General features: G+C 70.2%; 16 protein-coding genes. 6 read left to right on the top strand and 10 right to left on the bottom strand.

Translation table 11 applies throughout. The annotated features are described in order from the left end of the window. Positions 1-128: 128 nt before the first annotated feature. Together AB0M51_RS39015 and AB0M51_RS39010 are read left to right on the top strand one after the other, a co-directional pair. On the top strand, positions 129-1,025 hold the full coding sequence (locus AB0M51_RS39015; protein WP_344199069.1) for an AraC family transcriptional regulator: 897 nt from the start codon (positions 129-131) through the stop codon (positions 1,023-1,025). Further along, complete coding sequence (locus AB0M51_RS39010) at positions 1,025-1,519, top strand: MOSC domain-containing protein (protein ID WP_344199071.1); 495 nt, start codon at positions 1,025-1,027, stop codon at positions 1,517-1,519. Before AB0M51_RS39015 ends, AB0M51_RS39010 begins: the two co-directional genes overlap by 1 nt. On the opposite strand, the gene AB0M51_RS39005 is transcribed toward AB0M51_RS39010, so the two are convergent. The 3 genes from AB0M51_RS39005 to AB0M51_RS38995 form a co-directional block, all read right to left on the bottom strand. Further along, complete coding sequence (locus AB0M51_RS39005) at positions 1,497-2,306, bottom strand: biotin--[acetyl-CoA-carboxylase] ligase (protein ID WP_344199073.1); 810 nt, start codon at positions 2,304-2,306, stop codon at positions 1,497-1,499. The genes AB0M51_RS39010 and AB0M51_RS39005 overlap by 23 nt on opposite strands. After that, on the bottom strand, positions 2,303-4,930 hold the full coding sequence (locus AB0M51_RS39000) for a phosphoenolpyruvate carboxylase (protein WP_344199075.1): 2,628 nt from the start codon (positions 4,928-4,930) through the stop codon (positions 2,303-2,305). The genes AB0M51_RS39005 and AB0M51_RS39000 overlap by 4 nt, the downstream gene beginning before the upstream one ends. Before the next feature lie 98 nt (positions 4,931-5,028). Beyond that, a complete protein-coding gene (locus tag AB0M51_RS38995) occupies positions 5,029-5,655 on the bottom strand; it encodes a TetR family transcriptional regulator (RefSeq protein ID WP_344199077.1) in 627 nt (208 codons plus the stop codon). Between the two features lie 65 nt (positions 5,656-5,720). Between AB0M51_RS38995 and AB0M51_RS38990 the strand changes: the two genes are divergently transcribed. After that, entirely contained in the window at positions 5,721-6,197 is a 477-nt protein-coding gene (locus AB0M51_RS38990; RefSeq protein ID WP_344199079.1) for an SCP2 sterol-binding domain-containing protein, read from the top strand. A 53-nt stretch (positions 6,198-6,250) separates the two neighbouring features. Here the strand turns inward: AB0M51_RS38990 and AB0M51_RS38985 are convergent, their stop codons facing one another. The 3 genes from AB0M51_RS38985 to AB0M51_RS38975 are packed head-to-tail and all read right to left on the bottom strand — an operon-like array spanning position 6,251 to position 9,731. Next, on the bottom strand, positions 6,251-8,731 hold the full coding sequence (locus tag AB0M51_RS38985) for a hypothetical protein (RefSeq protein WP_363753641.1): 2,481 nt from the start codon (positions 8,729-8,731) through the stop codon (positions 6,251-6,253). A 1-nt stretch (position 8,732) separates the two neighbouring features. Further along, a complete protein-coding gene (locus AB0M51_RS38980) occupies positions 8,733-9,155 on the bottom strand; it encodes a hypothetical protein (RefSeq protein WP_344199083.1) in 423 nt (140 codons plus the stop codon). Between the two features lie 36 nt (positions 9,156-9,191). Continuing rightward, positions 9,192-9,731 (bottom strand): hypothetical protein, encoded by a 540-nt coding sequence (locus AB0M51_RS38975; RefSeq protein ID WP_344199085.1) that lies wholly within the window; start codon positions 9,729-9,731, stop codon positions 9,192-9,194. A 269-nt stretch (positions 9,732-10,000) separates the two neighbouring features. Between AB0M51_RS38975 and AB0M51_RS38970 the strand changes: the two genes are divergently transcribed. After that, positions 10,001-11,578 (top strand): acyl-CoA carboxylase subunit beta, encoded by a 1,578-nt coding sequence (locus tag AB0M51_RS38970; RefSeq protein WP_344199087.1) that lies wholly within the window; start codon positions 10,001-10,003, stop codon positions 11,576-11,578. Continuing rightward, a complete protein-coding gene (locus AB0M51_RS38965; RefSeq protein WP_344199089.1) occupies positions 11,575-11,775 on the top strand; it encodes an acyl-CoA carboxylase subunit epsilon in 201 nt (66 codons plus the stop codon). The genes AB0M51_RS38970 and AB0M51_RS38965 overlap by 4 nt, the downstream gene beginning before the upstream one ends. Here the strand turns inward: AB0M51_RS38965 and AB0M51_RS38960 are convergent, their stop codons facing one another. After that, positions 11,776-12,966 carry a Maf family nucleotide pyrophosphatase gene (locus AB0M51_RS38960; protein WP_344199091.1) on the bottom strand — a complete coding sequence of 397 codons (1,191 nt, stop codon included), beginning with the start codon at positions 12,964-12,966 and terminating at the stop codon, positions 11,776-11,778. It lies immediately after the preceding gene. After that, positions 12,963-14,645 (bottom strand): DUF885 domain-containing protein, encoded by a 1,683-nt coding sequence (locus AB0M51_RS38955; RefSeq protein ID WP_344199093.1) that lies wholly within the window; start codon positions 14,643-14,645, stop codon positions 12,963-12,965. Before AB0M51_RS38955 ends, AB0M51_RS38960 begins: the two co-directional genes overlap by 4 nt. A gap of 101 nt (positions 14,646-14,746) precedes the next feature. On the opposite strand from AB0M51_RS38955, the gene AB0M51_RS38950 reads away from it, so the two are divergent. Next, positions 14,747-15,931, top strand: a complete 1,185-nt coding sequence (locus AB0M51_RS38950; protein ID WP_344199095.1) for a neutral zinc metallopeptidase — start codon at positions 14,747-14,749, stop codon at positions 15,929-15,931. On the opposite strand, the gene AB0M51_RS38945 is transcribed toward AB0M51_RS38950, so the two are convergent. Next, the gene (locus tag AB0M51_RS38945) at positions 15,911-16,249 is read right to left on the bottom strand and encodes an MmcQ/YjbR family DNA-binding protein (RefSeq protein WP_344199097.1); all 339 of its coding nucleotides are present in this window, start codon (positions 16,247-16,249) and stop codon (positions 15,911-15,913) included. The two genes, AB0M51_RS38950 and AB0M51_RS38945, sit on opposite strands and share 21 nt — an antisense overlap. A gap of 26 nt (positions 16,250-16,275) precedes the next feature. Next, positions 16,276-17,682: an MFS transporter gene (locus tag AB0M51_RS38940; protein ID WP_344199099.1), complete on the bottom strand. Its 1,407-nt coding sequence runs from the start codon at positions 17,680-17,682 to the stop codon at positions 16,276-16,278. Positions 17,683-17,755: the final 73 nt, after the last annotated feature.

The following is a 17,755-nucleotide window of genomic DNA, read 5'->3' as shown; positions in this document are numbered from 1 at the left end:
TCTCCTGGCTGCTGGTCGCCGTACTCCTCGGGTACGGCGTCATCGAGACGCTGATCACCGCGGTCAAGATCTTCAAGTAGAGCGAAAACGATCAAGTACGACGACGCAGGCGGCGGCACGATGGTGGCATGACCACCGACGTGTTCGCCGCCTTCGTCTCGGTGCTGGCCGACGCTCTGGATGACCATGCAACCTCGGACGAGCTCGCCGGGCGGGTCGGACTGTCGCGGTCGCACCTGGACCGGATGGTCGAGGCAGCGGCGGGTGAGCGGCCCGGGCAGCTCAGGCGGCGGATCCTCCTGGAACGGGCGGCGTACCGGCTGCTGACCGAGGGCGGGAGCATTCTCGACGTCGCGGTGGAGGCCGGGTACGGGTCGCACGAGGCGTTCACGCGGGCGTTTGCCCGGGCGTACGGCGTACCGCCCGGGCAATGGCGCGGACGGCCGGACCGGATCCGGCTGGAGGCGTCGAGCGGTATCCACTTCCACCCGCCGAACGGGTTGCGGGTGCCGGCGCGGGACGAGGTGAGTTCGATGGATCTGGTGCGTTCGATGATCGACCATCACGTGTGGTTGCTCGGGCAGATGCTGCAGCAGGCGGCGCGATTGACCGACGAGCAACTGGACCGGCGGATCGAGATCTCGGTCGAGGGGATCGACGCGGAGCCGACGGTGCGGTCGTTGCTGTCCCGGCTGGTCGGGCAGCTCGGGATGTGGCACGCGAACCTGGCTGGGCAGGAGTACGACTTCTCGGTCGAGCAGGGCGAGAGCGTGCAGAGCATGCGCCGGCGGCTGGACGTGGTGGGGCCTGCGTTCGCGGGCGAGGTCGGGGACCTCTGTACGGCGAACCGGCCGGACGAGCTGATCGTGTGCCCGGGTGACAGCGTCGAGGTCTACACGGCCGGCGGGATGATCGCGCACGTGCTGACGTTCGCGGCGTACCGGCGGACGCTGGTTGCCGGGGCGCTGCACGACGCCGGGTGCGAGGACCTGGACAGCGGCGATCCGATCCGGTGGATCAGCTGATGTCCGGCGTGCTGGTGGCGGTCAACGTGGTGCACGAGCTGATCCGCGGGCCGACCCGGTGGACGGCGATCGACAAGCGGCCGGTGAACGGACCGGTTTCCGTGGGTGTGCTGGGCCTGATCGGCGACCGGCAGTGCGACACCCGGTACCACGGCGGCCCGGACAAGGCGCTCTACGCGTACGCCGCGGAGGACGCGGACTGGTGGGCCGCCGAGCTCGGGCGGGAGATCCCGCCGGGGCTGTTCGGCGAGAACCTGACGACGCGCGGTCTCGACGTCACCGGCGCCGCAGTCGGCGAGCGGTGGCGGATCGGTGAGGTGCTGGTGGAGGTGCGGTCACCGCGCACGCCGTGCGGCAACCTGTCCGGGCGGATGGGCATCAGACGCTTCCACCAACGCTTCGCCCGCACCGGCCGGGTCGGCGTCTACCTGAAGGTGCTGCAGACCGGCACCATCCAAGCCGGCGACCCCATCACGCTCGACGCAGATGCGTGACATCTCCAGCCGCCAACGGCCGGGGGCCGTCAGCTGTGTCCACGATGAGCCGACCGTCGTCCGCCAGGTCGCGGGCGGTTCCTTCGAGGAAGGCGCCGTCGGGGAGTTCTACGCGGACTGCTTGCCCGAGGGTGGCGGAGAGCTCGCGGTACTCCGGAAGCACCACCGCCGGATCCCCGTCCGCGTTGACCCAGGACTGATAACGGGAGGCGAGCTCCCGCAGTACGGCCGCCATGATCGTGGCCCGGTCGGTGGTGATCGCGTGCTCCAGAGCGAGAGAGGTGGCGGCCTCGTGAGGCTTCTCGGCTTCGCGGAGGGTCACGTTGAGGCCGATGCCGACCACGGCGGCCGGGCCCTCGATGCGTTCCAGCAGGATCCCCGCCAGCTTGCGGTTCTCCACCAGTACGTCGTTGGGCCACTTCACCTGGGCCGGCACCTCAGCGACTCGCCGTACGGCGGCCGCAACCGCAAGAGGCACCAGCAAGCCCAGCCACGGCCACCGTGCCGCGTCAACGCTCGTAGGGCGCAGCAAGGCCGACATCAACAAGGCAGAGCGCGGCGGTGTGGTCCACGTACGACCCAACCGCCCACGACCGGACGACTGGTACTCGGCAGCGACAACCAGACCCTCAGGCTGACCACCTGCGGCAGCAGCCGCCACAACAGCGTTCGTCGACGGTGTCTCGGCGACAACGTCGAGCTGCGTCCAGAACGAACCAGGACGCACCAACCGCCCCCGCAGGAACTTCTCGTCCAGCGGGGGCCGCTCCAGGTCGCTGAAACTCATCCTGTGTTCTGCAGACCCGCGGCAACACCGGAAACGGTCAGCAACAGCAGCCGTCGAGTCCTGACGATCTGCTGCTCGTCCAGCGAGTCATCGGTCCGCAGGGTCCGCAACGCCCGCAGCTGCAGGTAGCTGAGCGCGTCGACGTACGGGTTCCGCAGCTCGACCGCACGACCCAGCACCCGACGCCCTTGCAGCAGGCGTTCCTGGTCGAGCACCTTGAGCACCCACTCGGTCGTCAGCTCGTGCTCGTCCAGCATCTGCCGGGTCAGCTCGGGCCTGTCGCCCAGCTCCAGGTAGCGGCCGAGGATGCGCCGATCGGTCTTGGCCAGCGACATCTCCGCGTTCTCCAGCATCACCTGGAAGAGCGGCCAGTTCTGGTTCGCGTCCCGCAGCAGCTCCACGTCGCCGACTGCGGCCAGCGCCGTACCGAGGCCGTACCAGCCGGGAGCGTTCACCCGGGCCTGCGACCACGCGAACACCCACGGAATCGCCCGCAGGTCCTCCAGCGACGACACCGCGACACCGCGCCGCGCCGGCCGCGAGCCGAGCGGCAGCTGCCCGAGCTCCTCCAGCGGCGTCACCGTGCTGAACCACTCCGCGAACCCGTCCGCCTTCACCAGCCGGTGGTACGCCGTACGCGCCGCCTCGTCGAGCGTCTTCTCGACCACCGCGAATCGGTCCGCCGCCACCGCCGCGCGCTCCTCGACGGCCGGCGTCGACGCCAGCAGGGTCGCCGCGGTCACCTGCTCGATGTGCCGCTGCGCGATCGGCGCGTTGCCGTACCGGGCCGGGATCGCCTCGCCCTGTTCGGTGAGCTTGAACCGCCCGGCCACCGATCCGGGAGCCTGCGCCAGGACGGCGCGGTTCGCCGGGCCGCCACCGCGCCCGAGGGCGCCGCCGCGGCCGTGGAACAGGGTCAGCCGGATCGCGTTCCGCTGCGCCCACGCGGTGATCCGCGCCTGCGCGTCGTACAGCGCCAGCGTCGCCGACACCGGGCCGACGTCCTTCGCGGAGTCGGAGTACCCGAGCATCACCTCGAAGCGCCGGTCGTTCGCGGTCAGCCGGTGCCGGACCCGGGTGAGCTGGATCGCGTTGTCCAGCACCTCCACCGAGTTCTGCAGGTCCTCACCGGTCTCGAACAGCGGTACGACGTCCAGCTCGATCGGGCGCCCGTCGAGCGCGGCATCGGCCAGCTCGTACACGGCCGCCAGGTCCGCGGCGTTCCGGGTGAACGACACGACGTACCGACGGCACGCCTCCGGACCGAAGCGCTGCTGGATCTGCGCGATCACCCGGAGGGTGGCGAGCACCTCCTCGGTCTGGTCCGACAGCTCGCCGCCGCCGAGGACCTCCTCGAGCGCCTTCGCGTGCACGGACGAGTGCTGGCGGATCTCCAGCTCGGCCAGGTGGAAGCCGAACGAGTTCACCTGCCAGATCAGCTGCTGCAGCTCGCCGAACGCCTGCCGCGGCGCGCCGGCCGTCACCAACGAGTCCTGCAGGACCTTGAGCTCGTGCAGGAAGTCGGCGGACCGGGGGTACCCGAAGTCGGCGTCCCGGGACCGGGTCGCGGCCAGCCGGCGCGCGGCCAGCAGCAGGAGCTGCCGGTGCGGCTCGGCCGGCGAACGGGTCTCGATGTCCGCGATCAGCTCCGGGTTGACCGCGCGGGCGTCCTCCAGGATCCGGCGTACCGGCGCGGACGGCGGCGTGGTCGCGGCGTCCAGGGTCAGCGACCGGCCCAGCGCCTCGGTGGCCCGCTCCAGCGCCTGCAGCACGTGGTCGGCCTGGATCTGCATCGCCTCACGGGTGATCGCGGCGGTCACGTTCGGGTTGCCGTCCCGGTCGCCGCCGATCCACGAACCCAGGTGCACGAACGGCGCCACCACCGGCGTCCGGGTCCCGGCCGCGTCCCCGGCCAGCGCGTCGTCGAGCCGGCGGTACACGTTGCCGACCACGTCGAACAGGGTCTCCTCGAAGACCGCCATCGCCGAGCGGACCTCGTCCAGCGGCGTCGGCCGGCTGGTCCGGAGCTGCGACGTACGCCAGAGCACGTCGACCTGCTCGATCAGGCGGCGCCGGTTCTCCGCGAGATCGCTGTCGCCGGCGCGCGGGTCGTGGCGCTCGTCGAGGAGCGACGTGATCCGGCGGATCGTCGCCAGTACGGCGCGGCGCCGCGCCTCCGTCGGGTGCGCGGTCAGCACCGGGCGGAACTCCAGCCCGTTCAGCAACGCCCGCGCCTGCTGCTCGCCGCTGTCCCTGGTGATCTGCTCGACGGCCTGGGCCAGCTCGGACACCACTGCCTCGCTGCCGGCCCGGTCCCGCTCGCGGAGCACCCGGGCGCGGTGCAGCTCCTCGCTGAGGTTCGTCAGGTGGAAGTAGCAGGTGAACGCCCGGGCCACGTCCTCGGCCCGCTCGTGCGGCCACGACGCGACCAGCTCCTCGGCCGCCGCGCCGTCACCGGCGATGGTCAGCTCGCGCAGTTTCTCGACGTCGTCGAGCAGCGGCTGGCCGGCGTACTCGACGAGCACCTTGCCGAGGATCTCGCCGAGCAGGCGGACGTCGGCCCTGAGTTCCTCAGGCACCTCGAACCGCGCGCGGGTACGGGTCTCACTACCGGTCTCGGTCACGTTCGCCCACCCTATCGGCGGACGCCCGTCCGTGCTGCCGAGTCCGCCTACTGGAAGCCGATCGTGACCGTGCGTTCAGCTACTTCACAGTATGTGGATCAAACGTTTCGGAAACCGCCCGCGACCACCCGGGAAACGGTCCAGGCGAGCTCGGCCGGGGTGCGGTCGGTCGCGTCGTTGACGAGCAGCCGGGCACACCTTTCGGTCATCGCGGCGAGCAGCTCGGCCAGGACCGGGAGCTGGGCGTCCGGGTCGGAGACGTCCGGCAACGATTTCATCAGCGTCAGCCGCAGGCTCTCGACCAGGAACGCGCGGGCTGCCCGGACCCGGTCCTCGACGACGGGCGCGGCGCCGTACTGCGCCCCGAACACGATCCGCCAGGACTGCGGCTGCTTCGCGACCGCGGTCAGGACGGCGGTCAACCCGTCGCGGACGTGCTCCTCCGGCGTACCGGCGCTGGGATCCGCGGGCAGGGCTCCGACGATCGTGATCACCAGGTGCTGCTCCTCGCGGGCGAGCAGCGCCAGCAGGAGCTCGTCACGATTCGGGAAGCAGTCGTAGACGACGGGCTTGGTGACTCCTGCGGCGTCGGCGACCGCCTGCATCGTCGTACCGGCGTACCCCTTGGCCGCGAACACCTCCAGCGCCGCGTCCAGGATCAACGGCCGCCGCCGCTCCGGCCCGAGATGCGGCGCGCGCCGGCGTTTTCCACCGTCCCCAACCACTTGACAAAGCTACAACACCGTAGGAAATTCCTACAGTCTGGTAGGAACTGCCGCGGGGGTGGTCGATGACCGAACGAGGCAGTGCCCGCTGGCTCGAGTCCGAGGGTGTGACCGCCCTGGACGCGAGCGAGCTCGCTCGACTGGTCGACCGGACGTCGGAGCGGGAGCTTCGGCATCGACTCATCGGGGGAGTACGAGAGGTCGCGTTGCGCGAGATCTTTCGGCGGATGCCGGAGTACCTCCGACCCGCCCGGGCCGCCGGATTCGAGGCTGTCATCAACTGGCAGATCACCGGCGCGGGCGGGGCCGGCCGCACGGTCGACGAGTACTGGCTGCGCATCCACGACGGCCGCTGCACGCCCGTCGAACCGCAGCCGACTCCCCCCGACATCTCGATCCGCACCGACCCCACCACCCTGCTGCGCATCGTCACCGGCAACGAGGACCCGATCCTCGCCCTCCTCAAACAACGCCTCACCGTCCGCGGCGACCTGGCCCAGGCCGCCCGCCTCCCCAAACTCTTCACCACCGGCCCGGCCTGACGTCAGCTCACCGAGTGCCGGACGCACCGCCGTTCACGTGCAGCACGCTCGGGCTACCTGCCCGGACTGTCGGTGGTCCGGCCGGCCGACTGCTCAACGCCGCGCGAACCATCGCGCCGCGCCGAAGCCGCCTGACCGCAAGGCACTCGCGTCGCGTCTGACGCGGGCGCCTGGTTCTCGAGCACCGAACGCAACGCAGCCACCTCCGAATCCCGCGCCGCCGCCCCTCCACCCGCACCACCAGGCCCAGCACCCGGCCCAGCCTGACGCGCCTGCCCCTGCTGCCACCACTGCCCGTTCTGCACCCCTTGCCCAGCCCCGGTCTGCTGATGCGGCGACTGCTGCGCCTGCTGGTTCTGAGGCTGCTGGTACGGCGACTGCTGCGCCTGCGAGTTCTGAGGCTGCTGCGTTTGCGAGTACTGCTGATTCTGGGGCTGCTGCCATTGCTGATACTGCCCCAGCCGGGGCGCCGCTTGCGCCTGCTGGGATTGCTGGTACTGCTGCGGCTGACCAGGCTGCTGATACTGCGATTGCCCTTGCGCAGGCGCCTGCTGCTGGTACGGCGACTGCTGCTGCCACTGCGGCTGCTGCGGCTGTTGCCACTGCGCAGGCTGCTGCGGCCGAGCCGACTGCTGGTGCTGGTACTGCTGCTGAGGCTGCACCGGCTGTTGGTGCTGCGGCTGCTGCGGTTGTTGGGGTTGCTGCCACTGCGCAGGCTGCTGCGGTTGACCAGGCTGCTGATACTGCGGCTGTTGGTATTGCGGCGGCTGCTGCCACTGCGTCTGCGGCTGCTGCGGTTGTTGCGGCTGTTGCCACTGCGCAGGCTGCTGCGGCCGAGCCGGCTGCTGCGGTTGACCAGGCTGCTGATACTGCGGCTGTTGGTATTGCGGCTGCTGCTGGTACTGCGCCTGCGGCTGCTGTGGTTGCTGCCACTGTGCAGGCTGCTGTGGCCGAGCCGACTGCTGGTGCTGGTACTGCTGCTGAGGCTGCACCGGCTGTTGGTGCTGCGGCTGCTGGGGTTGTTGCGGTTGCTGCCACTGCGCAGGCTGCTGCGGCCGAGGCGGCTGCTGGTGCTGCGGTTGTTGCGGCTGGGGTTGTTGCTGCCACCACTGGTGGGGCTGCTGGGGCTGACCAGCACCTGGCTGCTGCTGAGTCTGAGCCTGCTGTGAGTGCGGCGATTGCTGCTGCCACTGCGCATGCTGCTGCGGCTGGGGCTGCTGTTGGGGCTGTGCCTGTGGCTGCTGCCACCACTGGCCCTGCGGCGACTGACCTGCGCCCTGCTGCGGTTGCCTCTGTCCAGGCGTCTGCTGTGAGTGCGGCGGCTGCTGTGGCTGGGCAGGCTGCTGGTGCCACCACTGCCCCTGCGGGGGCTGTCCGGGGCGTTGTTGCGGCTGCGCCTGGCCAGGCGTCTGTTGCGGCTGGCCGGGTGCGAACTGCGGGCGCGGCGTGGCCTGCGGCTGCGCCGGTTGGTGCTGGGGACGTGGTGGTGTCTGGGGTTGCTGGTTCGGTGGTTGAAGAGGCCTCGGCGGCAACGGCTGAAGCCGCGGGAACTGCTGCTGGGGCTGCTGCTGGGGCTGCTGCTGGGGCTGCTGCTGAGGCTGCTGCTGCGGGCGGGGGAATTCGACTGTGGGGCGTTCGCGGTTTGCGGTTTGCTGGAGTTGTTGGGTTTGTTGCTGACCCAACTGGTTGCGGTACTGCGTTTCTGTTGCGCGGACGGTCTGGCGGACGCCGTCGGCGATCTCGGCGCCGCGGAGGCGGGAGATCGTGCTCAGGTTGGGGTCTGTGCTCTCGCCCAGCTTCTGCAGTTCGCCGAAGTCGCGGTCGATCTGTTCGGCGAGGCGCTGGCGGACGCCTTCCTGCTCGTCCGCGGGCACGAGGTTGGGCAGGTCCGAGTTGTCGAACATCGCGTCCGCGGCCGCTCGGCCCTTCGACCGGGGTGGCTGGCTCGCCATCCGGCGGAGTACCTCGTCGCCGGACAGGTTCGACTCGATGCCGACCTGGTTCGCGAAGGCGCGGGCCGCCGGCTCGTACGCCGGGTACGAGTGCGGGCCCCGGACGGCCTTGACCTGTGCGGCCAGGTCCGGCGGAAGCGAGCGGTCGGCGATCTGGTCGAGCCTGGCCTGGCTCCAGGCCTCGGTGACACCCTCCTCGAGCGGGCGGTACTCCATCGGCACCAGGTCGGCGTGCCAGCGGGCATGGGTGTGGTCCGCAGGGCCGGCCAGATGATTGAACTCGTGGCTGACCGTCTTCAGTGCGTTCCGGCGTTCGATCCACTGGTTCTGCGTCGCGGGCTGCCCACGGGTCGCGTACATCTCCTGCAGCGGCTCGACCACCAGCGTCCGGTTGAGCTCCATCGTGCCGTCGGGGTACGCCGCGCCGCGATAGTCCGGGTTGGTGGTGTAGTTCAACTGGCCGTTCCACAGCGAGACGGGCGAACCGGACTCGGCCGCGACCGCGTTCATCACGCGTTCCCACAGCCCGTTGTCCAGGTCGGGCACCTGGCTGCCGGGGTTCCGGACGATCGGTCCAGCCATGTCAGTCCGCCGCGGGTCCGAGGTCGATCACCGCGATGATCGACATCAGGGTCCCGTTCATCTCGAGGGCGGCGTCGCGCTCGCCGACGGTCGGCGCGGCAGCGGCGATCCGGGCGATCTCGGCCATGGCGGCCTCGGCACGCGCCCTTCGCTCGGCCGGGGTGCCTTCGGGGCCCGATGCGCGCAGCAGTACGTCGGATGCCTGCCGTATAGTCGGGCTCTCCGGGGTCCGGGTCTCCTCGACGAGGTCGTCGAGTGTCGTGAGGTACCGCATCGCCTTCGCCCGGTCGGCGTCGTCGGCGATCGTCGGGGCCTGCGCCCGCAGTCGTTCGACGGCGGCCACCAACTGGTCCGTGTCGGTGATCTCGGTTCCCCAGGCACGCACGATCCGGCGGCGCTCGGCGTCGAACTCCCCGTAATCCATCCCGCCATCATCGCATCCGGCAGGTTGAACGCTGGGTCAACGGTCGCGGATCGGCTGCTTCGGAACTCCGGTGCCGGCGGACCGCGACGCCGGGGCACCCGCCGGGGGCCCGATCCGGCCCGGGGGCGTCATGGCCGGGTCACTCGCGAACCTGGCCGCCGGCTCGCCCGGGCCGCCCCGATCCCCGGCGATCATGACCAGGGTCTCGTTCATCTCGAGTACGGCGTCCCGCTCGCCGACGCTCGGCGCCTCGGCGGCGATCCGGGCGATCTCGGTGACGCCCGCGGCGGCGCGGGCCTGGCGTTCGGCCGGCGTACCCTCCGGGGCAGATGCCTTCAGCAGGACGTCGGATGCCTGCCGGATCGACGGGCTCTCCGGTTCCGAGGCCGCGGCGACCAGGTCGTCCAGCGTTCCCAGGTACCGCGTCGCCCGGTGCTGGTCGGCCGGGACGGTCATCGTCGCTGCCTGTTCGCGCAGTTGCCGGACAGCCTCCGCCAACTGTTCGGGTTCGGTGATCTCGGTACCCCAGGCACGAATGATCCGGCGGCGTTCCGCATCGAAGTCGGCGTAGTCCACGCCTCAATCCTGGTCAGTCGAAGGGTCAGCGGTCGTGGGTTCGGCTCGGGGTGGGCTGGGCGGGTCTGGTGGCGGTCGTGGACCGAGTGGCTGCGATGGGGACTGCTTGACGCGGCTTCGTAGGGGATGTCGCGGTCGGCGGCCGCATGGTCGTGGTGGCCTGTACGGCGGCGTACGAGCCTGTCGACACCATCCTTCGGCAGTCGGCGAACGTATCTGCGGCGGAGGTCACAGGCGGTACGGCGTACTGGCGCGTAGGCTGCCCGTTCATGGGAGAGACCGTGAACATCCACACGACCGCGGGGAAGATCGCGGACCTCGAGCACCGGCTCGACGAGGCCGTGCACGCCGGGTCGGAGCGGGCGGTGGAGAAGCAGCACGCCCGCGGCAAGAAGACCGCCCGGGAGCGGATCGAGCTGCTGCTGGACGAGGGCTCCTTCTCCGAGCTGGACGAGTTCGCCCGGCACCGGTCGACGAGCTTCGGCCTGGAGGCGAACCGCCCGTACGGCGACGGCGTGGTGACCGGGTTCGGCACCATCGACGGCCGGCAGGTGTGCGTGTTCGCGCAGGACTTCACCGTGTTCGGCGGCAGCCTGGGTGAGGTGTTCGGCGAGAAGATCGTCAAGGTGATGGACCTGGCGATGAAGATCGGCTGCCCGCTGATCGGCATCAACGACTCCGGCGGCGCGCGGATCCAGGAAGGCGTGGTCAGTCTCGGCCTGTACGGCGAGATCTTCCGCCGCAACGTCCGCGCGTCCGGGGTGATCCCGCAGATCTCGCTGATCATGGGCCCGTGTGCCGGCGGCGCGGTGTACTCGCCCGCGGTCACCGACTTCACCGTGATGGTGGACGAGTCGTCGTACATGTTCATCACCGGCCCGGACGTGATCAAGACCGTCACCGGTGAGGACGTCACCCAGGAGGAGCTCGGCGGCGCCCGGACGCACAACACCAAGTCCGGCAACGCGCACTACCTGGGCTCCGACGAGGAGGACGCGATCGAGTGGGTGAAGGCGCTCGTCGGTCACCTCCCGCAGAACAACCTCGAGGATCCCCCGGTGTACGACGCACCGGCCGACCTCGAGCCGAACGACACGGACCTCGCCCTGGACACGCTGGTCCCGGACTCGCCGAACCAGCCGTACGACATGCACACCGCGATCGAGGCGGTGCTCGACGACGGCGACTTCCTCGAGGTCCAGGAGCTGTTCGCGGCGAACATGATCGTCGGCTTCGGCCGGGTCGAGGGCCGCCCGGTGGGCGTGGTCGCGAACCAGCCGCTGCAGTTCGCCGGCACGCTCGACATCGACGCCTCGGAGAAGGCGGCGCGGTTCGTCCGGACGTGCGACGCGTTCAACCTGCCGATCCTCACGTTCGTCGACGTCCCCGGGTTCCTGCCCGGTACGGACCAGGAGTGGAACGGCATCATCCGCCGCGGCGCCAAGCTGATCTACGCGTACGCCGAGGCGACCGTGCCGATGATCACCGTGATCACCCGCAAGGCGTACGGCGGCGCGTACGACGTGATGGGCTCGAAGCACCTCGGCGCCGACATGAACATCGCCTGGCCGACCGCGCAGATCGCGGTGATGGGCGCGCAGGGCGCGGTGAACATCCTGCACCGCCGCGAACTCGCCGCGGCCGACGACGTCGAGACCCGCCGCCAGGAGCTGATCACCGAGTACGAGGACCACCTGGCGAACCCGTACATCGCGGCCGAACGCGGGTACGTCGACGCCGTGATCAAGCCGAGCGAGACCCGCGCCGAGATCGTCCGCGCGCTCCGCCTGCTGCGCACCAAACGCGACACCCTGCCCCCGAAGAAGCATGGGAACATCCCACTGTGAGCACTGTGAAGGTCGTCAAAGGAAACCCGACCCCCGAGGAACTGGCCGCTCTCGTCACCGTGATCGCGGCCCGCGCCGCGGCCCCCCGACCCGCGCCCGACACCGGCCGCGCCGGCAACTGGGCGACGTACTGGCGCAACACGCGCACCCCGTTCCACCCCGGTCCCGGTCAGTGGCGGGCGTCCGCACACCCTTAGTCAGCGTCGGCGGAAGCGGACCACGGGGTACGTCGGCGCGTTGCCGGTGTTGCGGACCGGGCCGGGGAAGGTGGTGGCGCCGTCCAGGACGAGGCCGTGCCGGGCGGCGAGTGCGGTCAGGTGGGCGAGGGAGTCCTGGGAGCGGGTGTCGTTCGGGCCGCGGGTGTCGGCGTACCTGCTGGCGTCGGTCTTCTCGGTGGTCGTGACGAAGACACCGCCGGTCCGCAGGACGCGGGCGACCTCGGCGATCACCGGTTCGCTGTCGTCGAGGAGGTGCAGCAGCCAGACCGCGACCACCGCGTCACACCGGCGGTCGGCGACCGGCAGGCGCGCGGCGTCCGCGGCCGCGACATGCCCGGGCAGCCGGACCTTCGCACGTTCCAGCATCGCGGTCGACAGGTCGAACCCGTGCACCAGGTTGCCGAGAGCAACAAGCTCGGCCCCCACAATGCCCGTACCCACAGCCAGCTCCACCACTCTCCCGGGGCTCTCAAGAAGACTGTCGACGGCTGCTGCGGCGCCTTGGGCTCGGGGTTCGCCGCCTCGGGTTTCGTCGTAGGTGGAGGCTACGGATTCGTCGTAGGTGAAGGGTTTCTGGGCTTTCCAGAGGGCCGGCCAGGAGACGCCTACCTCGGCGAGCATGCGGCGGAGCAGCGGAAGGGAGAGGCCGACGACGTTGTGGTAGTCGCCCTCGATCGCGGTCACGAACGGGCCGCCGAGCCCGTCGACGGTGAAGGCTCCGGCGACGACCAGCGGCTCGCCGGTGGCGACATACGCGTCGATCTCATCGTCGGTCAGGTCCGCGAACTGCACCTTCGTCGACGACAGTTCCCGCAACTCCTGCTTGCCGGAGGTGTCGATCAGGCAGTGCCCGGTGTGCAGTACGCCGCTCCGCCCGCGCATCATCTTCCAGCGCTCCCGGGCGACCTCGGGCGTCTCCGGTTTCCCGTACGGCTGCCCGTCGAACTCCAGGACCGAGTCGCACCCGAGCACCGTCGCGTGGTCGGTCAGGTTCGCGACCACGGCCCGCGCCTTCAGTGTCGCGAGCAACCGCGCCAGCTCCCCCGGACTCTCCGCGGTCACGTCGTCCTCGTACACGCCGGAGACGATCACCTCCGGCTCGATCCCCGCGCTGCGCAAGGTCTTCAGCCGGGCAGGCGACGCCGACGCCAGCACGAACCGGATGCTCACAGTTTCGCCAGCGCCCGGCGCAGCGGGTCCAGGCCGAGCGACCCGAGGTTCAGCGCGTCCCGGTGGAACTCGCGCAGGTCGAACGCGGACCCCTTGCGCTGCTTGGCCTCCTCGCGCGCCTGCAGCCACATCCGCTCGCCGACCTTGTACGACGGCGCCTGCCCCGGCCAGCCGAGGTAGCGGTTCAGCTCGGCCCGGAGGAACTCCGTCTCCATCCGGCAGTGCGCCCGGAGGAACTCGAACCCGAGCGCGGCGTTCCAGCGCTCCCCCGGCCGCCACCCGAACGGGTTGTCCCGCGGCACCTCCAGCTCCAGGTGCATGCCGATGTCGACGATCACCCGCGCTGCCCGGAAGCCCTGCGCGTCCAGCATCCCGAACCGGGCGCCCGCGTCCTCGAGGTAGCCGAGCTCCTCCATCAGCCGCTCGGCGTACAGCGCCCAGCCCTCGCCGTGACCGGAGACCCAGCAGGCGAGCCGTTGCCACCGGTTCAGCAGGTCGGTGCGCAGCATGGTCTGGGCGCACTGGAGGTGATGGCCCGGAACGCCCTCGTGGTACACGGTGGTGACCTCGCGCCAGGTGGCGAACTTCTCGACGCCGCTCGGCACCGCCCACCACATCCGGCCCGGCCGCGTGGTGAGGTCCTCGCTCGGAGTCGTGTAGTAGATCGAGCCGTCGGAGGTGGGCGCGATCATGCACTCCAGGGTGCGGATCTCGTCCGGGATGTCGAAGTGCGTGCCGCCGAGGTCCGCGACGGCGGTGTCGGACAGCTGCTGCATCCAGTCCCGGAACGCGTCCTTGCCCTGGATGGTCCGCGCCGGGTCGTTGTCCAGCAGCGCGGCGGTGGCCTCGATGTTCCGGTCGCCGCCGTTCAGCCCGGCGGCGATGTCCTGCATGTCGTTCTCGATCCGGGCCAGCTCCTGCCAGCCCCAGGCGTAGGTCTCTTCGAGGTCGACCTTCGCGCCGAGGAAGTTCCGCGAGGCCAGCTCGTACACCTCGCGGCCGCACGCGTCCCGCTCCGGCGCCCGCGGCGCGAGCTCGGCGGTCAGCCAGGCGCCGAACTCCTCGAACGCCTTCCGTGCCGACGACGCCGCCGCCTCGACGGCCGGCTGCACCGCACCGGACGGCGCCTGCGCGGCCAGTCCGGCGAAGAAGTCGTCGCCGTCGGCTCCCGTCCAGCTCGCGATCCGGTCGGCGAGACCGGTCACCTGCCGGACGGCGGACACCCGGCCCCGCGCGGCCTGCTCGAGCAGCGTGTCGCGGTACCCGTCGAGCGTCGTACCGATCTGGTTCAGCCGGATCGCGACCACCTCCCAGTCCTGCTCGGTGGCCGTCGGCATCAGGTCGAACACCTGCCGGAGCGCGGCCGGCACCGACGAGATCGCGTTCAACTGGTGCTGCGGTACGCCGGCCTCGTACGTCTCCAGCTGCAGCCCGAGCCGCTCCACGAAGGCGTCCTTGGCGACCTCCTCGCGGGGGCTCGACGGCTCGATCGCGCGGGCCTCGGCGAGCGACCGCCGGGTCAGGTCGATCCGCGCCGCGAACCCGTCCGGGGTGAAGTCCGGCAGCTCGTGGTCGTGGCCGGCGATGCCCATCTCGGTGGCGCCGATCGGGTCGAGTACGACGTCCTGCTCGAGGTGCCGCTCGGCAAGCTGGTCGATCGGGCTGTTCGGTGTCGTCACAGGCCGACCCTACCCGTCGGGGGGCCCGCAACCTGACCCGTTTACCGGTCGATACTGTGGCGGTCGCACTGCCTGCACAGAGGGACGAGAGGAACGGCGCGTTGAGCCAGCCACCCTATGGGCCGCCGGGCCAGAACCCGCCGTACCAGCAAAATCCGCAGTATCAGCAGCCCGGGCCGCCGCCGCAGTACGGCCCTTCGCAACAGCCGCAGTACGGCCCTCCGCAACAGATGCCCCAGAACATGCCGCAGTACACACCGCAGTTCGGGCCACCGCAGCAGGGTCCGGGCTTCGGCTGGGGACCGAACTTCGGCCCCGGCCCGGGAGGTCCCGGGTGGCAGCCGCCGCGGCGGAAGAAGTCGAAGGCCCCGCTGATCGCGATCCTGGCGCTGGTCGCCGTGGGCATCGTCGGCGGCACGCTGATCAGCCTGCTGCGGACGGCCACCGACGATACGACCACGTCGCCGGTCACGCCGAGCCGGTACACCCCGAAGCCGACCGCCTCCCCGACCGGACAGCCGACGTCGACCTCGACCGGCTCGCCCTCGCAGGCATCCAACGCGACGATCGTCGCGAAGAACCCGATCTACACCGTCGGCCAGATGGCGTCGGTGGGCTGCACGGAGCCGAAGGTCCGGCCGACGAACGCGAAGAACGCGGCCGCCTACTGGATCGCGGTCAAGCCGTGCCTGGACAAGTCCTGGAAGCCGCTGGTCGAGAAGGCCGGGTACACGTTCGAGTCGCCGCAGATGGAGTTCTGGTCCGGGACGACGGTGACGAACCCGTGCGGTGACGGCGCCATCAACGTGCCGTTCTACTGCTCGGCGAACAACATCCTGTACATGAAGGTCGACGTGTTCGTGGAGGCCTACACCGAGTACCCCGGCGATCCGATCGCGCAGGCGTACGCGCGGATGTGGTACACCCGGTCGATCGCCCACGAGTTCGGCCACGGCGTACAGAACATGACCGGCATCCTGCAGGCGGCCAGCAAGCTGCGGTACGAGCAGAGCGACTATGCCGGCCAGACCCGGATGACCCGGCGGATGGAGCTGCAGGCGAACTGCTTCGCCGGAGTGTTCCTGGCGGTGAACAAGGCCAGCTACCCGATCAACGGCAACATGCTGTACGTCTGGAACAAGTACGTCGTCACCGCGGGCGACAAGCCCGAGGAAGGTGACCACGGCAGCGTGGCCAGTCAGGGCCGGTTCATGGGCCAGTCGTTCAAGACCGGGAACCCGGCCAGCTGCAACACGTTCTCGGCGTCACCCTCGAACGTCAGCTGACAACTCGGGCGGCGCGACCTGCCGCCAGGAGTCGAACAGGATGTCGTGCAGCTCGTCGGCGTCCTCCAGCGCGCCGAGGCGGGCTCGAACCCAGTTCGAGCCCGCCTCGTGTTTCGGCACCCAGAACTTCTCCGGCTCGGCGGCGATCAGTTCGTCGCGTTCCAGCCGCGGGCACCGGACCGCGAACGAGGTCCGGTCGTCCGGGACCGTGACGAACATCCGCCCCGCGACGTCGAACGTCGGGTGTCCCCACCGCTGCTTCTCCACGGTCTCCGGGAAGGACAGCGCGATCCGTCGTACGTCGTCTGCGTCGAGCACGGTCACACTGTAATCACCGGAGAAGATCACACCGCGGACCGCCGGCGGCCGGGGAGAAGAAGCCCGACGAGAGCTCCGGCCGCGACCACCGCGGCGCCGGTCCAGACCGCGGGCACGAGCCCGTCGACGTACTGCGCCGGCGACCCGTACGAACCGGCCGAGGCGAACACCGACGCGAGTACGGCGACACCCATCGCGACCCCGACCTCGCGGATCGTGTTGTTCGTCCCGGACGCCACGCCCCGGTCCGCCTCGGACGCGCTGTCCATCACCACGCTCGCCGACGGCGCGAACGTCAGCCCCATGCCGACCCCGGCCAGCACGAACGGCGCGACCATCTCCCCGTACTGCGTGGTCGCCGTGGTGATCAGCGCGATCCAGGCGAGCGCGGTCGCGAGGAACAACTGCCCGGTCACGATCAATGTCCGCGCACCGACCCGGTCGACGATCAGTCCCGCGATCGGCGCCACCACGAGCGGCGCCGCGGTCCACGGCAACGTCCGTACGCCGGACTGGAACGGCGTGAAGCCCTGCACGACCTGGAAGTACTGCGCCAGCAGGAACACCGACCCGAACACCCCGACCGCGAACGTGAACGCCAGGACGTTGACCACGCTGAACGAGCGGACCGCGAACAACCGCAGCGGCAGCATCGGTGCCGCTGTACGACGCTCCCAGCCGAGGAACGCCGCGAGCAGGACGCCGCCGGCGATCAAGGTGCCGAGCACTCCGCCCGAGGTCCACCCGTCGTCGGCTCCGTGCACGACACCCCAGACGACGGACAGTACGCCGGTTGTCGCCAGGACCAGCCCCAGCGGGTCGAGGCGCCTCGACGTACCGGTGGACTCGGTCAGGACGCGCGCGGCGAGCAGGACGGCGACGACGCCGACCGGGACGTTCAGCCAGAAGATCCACTGCCAGTTCAGCCCGTCCACGACCGCGCCGCCGACGACCGGGCCGACTGCCACACCGAGTCCGGAGATGCCGCCCCAGATGCCGATCGCGGCGCTGCGTTGCTGCTCCGGTACGGCGTCCGCGAGCAACGTCAGCGACAACGGCATCACTGCCGCGGCGCCGATGCCCTGGATCGCCCGCGCGCCGGTCAGCATCCACGGCTCGGTCGCGAGAGCGCAGACGGCCGAGGCGATCGTGAACAACGTGATGCCGGCCAGGAACATCCGCCGCCGGCCGAGCCGGTCGCCGATCGCGGCCGCGGTCAGCAGCAGGGCGGCGAACGACAGCGTGTAGGCGTTCACGAACCACTGCAGGTCGGACAGCGACGCGTTCAGTTGGTGCTTGATCACCGGGAGCGCGTTGGTCACCACCAGGTTGTCCAGCGTGACCATGAACGTCGGGATCCCCACCGCCGCGAGCACCGCACCGAAGCCGCGGGTGGCCGTTGCCTGCCTCTCACCGAGAGCGGTCGATGTCATCTCGTACCCCTTGTTGTAATTGACTGATAACAAGCCTGATCACGACAGTATGCATCGACTGATAACATGTCAA

The organism is Kribbella sp. NPDC051137 (genome assembly GCF_040682535.1).
Taxonomy (GTDB): Bacteria; Actinomycetota; Actinomycetes; order Propionibacteriales; family Kribbellaceae; genus Kribbella; species Kribbella karoonensis.
Note: the sequence above shows the minus strand (reverse complement) of the source record. Positions and strands in the feature narration are given on the sequence as shown.

Coding starts and splice junctions, on each gene's coding strand:
- AB0M51_RS39005 (WP_344199073.1), bottom strand. CDS start 2,306: ATGAGTTTCAGCGACCTGGAGCGGCCCCCGCTGGACGAGAAGTTCCTG.
- AB0M51_RS38990 (WP_344199079.1), top strand. CDS start 5,721: ATGACCGAACGAGGCAGTGCCCGCTGGCTCGAGTCCGAGGGTGTGACC.
- AB0M51_RS38985 (WP_363753641.1), bottom strand. CDS start 8,731: ATGGCTGGACCGATCGTCCGGAACCCCGGCAGCCAGGTGCCCGACCTG.
- AB0M51_RS38980 (WP_344199083.1), bottom strand. CDS start 9,155: ATGGATTACGGGGAGTTCGACGCCGAGCGCCGCCGGATCGTGCGTGCC.
- AB0M51_RS39010 (WP_344199071.1), top strand. CDS start 1,025: ATGTCCGGCGTGCTGGTGGCGGTCAACGTGGTGCACGAGCTGATCCGC.
- AB0M51_RS38970 (WP_344199087.1), top strand. CDS start 10,001: ATGGGAGAGACCGTGAACATCCACACGACCGCGGGGAAGATCGCGGAC.
- AB0M51_RS39015 (WP_344199069.1), top strand. CDS start 129: ATGACCACCGACGTGTTCGCCGCCTTCGTCTCGGTGCTGGCCGACGCT.
- AB0M51_RS38940 (WP_344199099.1), bottom strand. CDS start 17,682: ATGACATCGACCGCTCTCGGTGAGAGGCAGGCAACGGCCACCCGCGGC.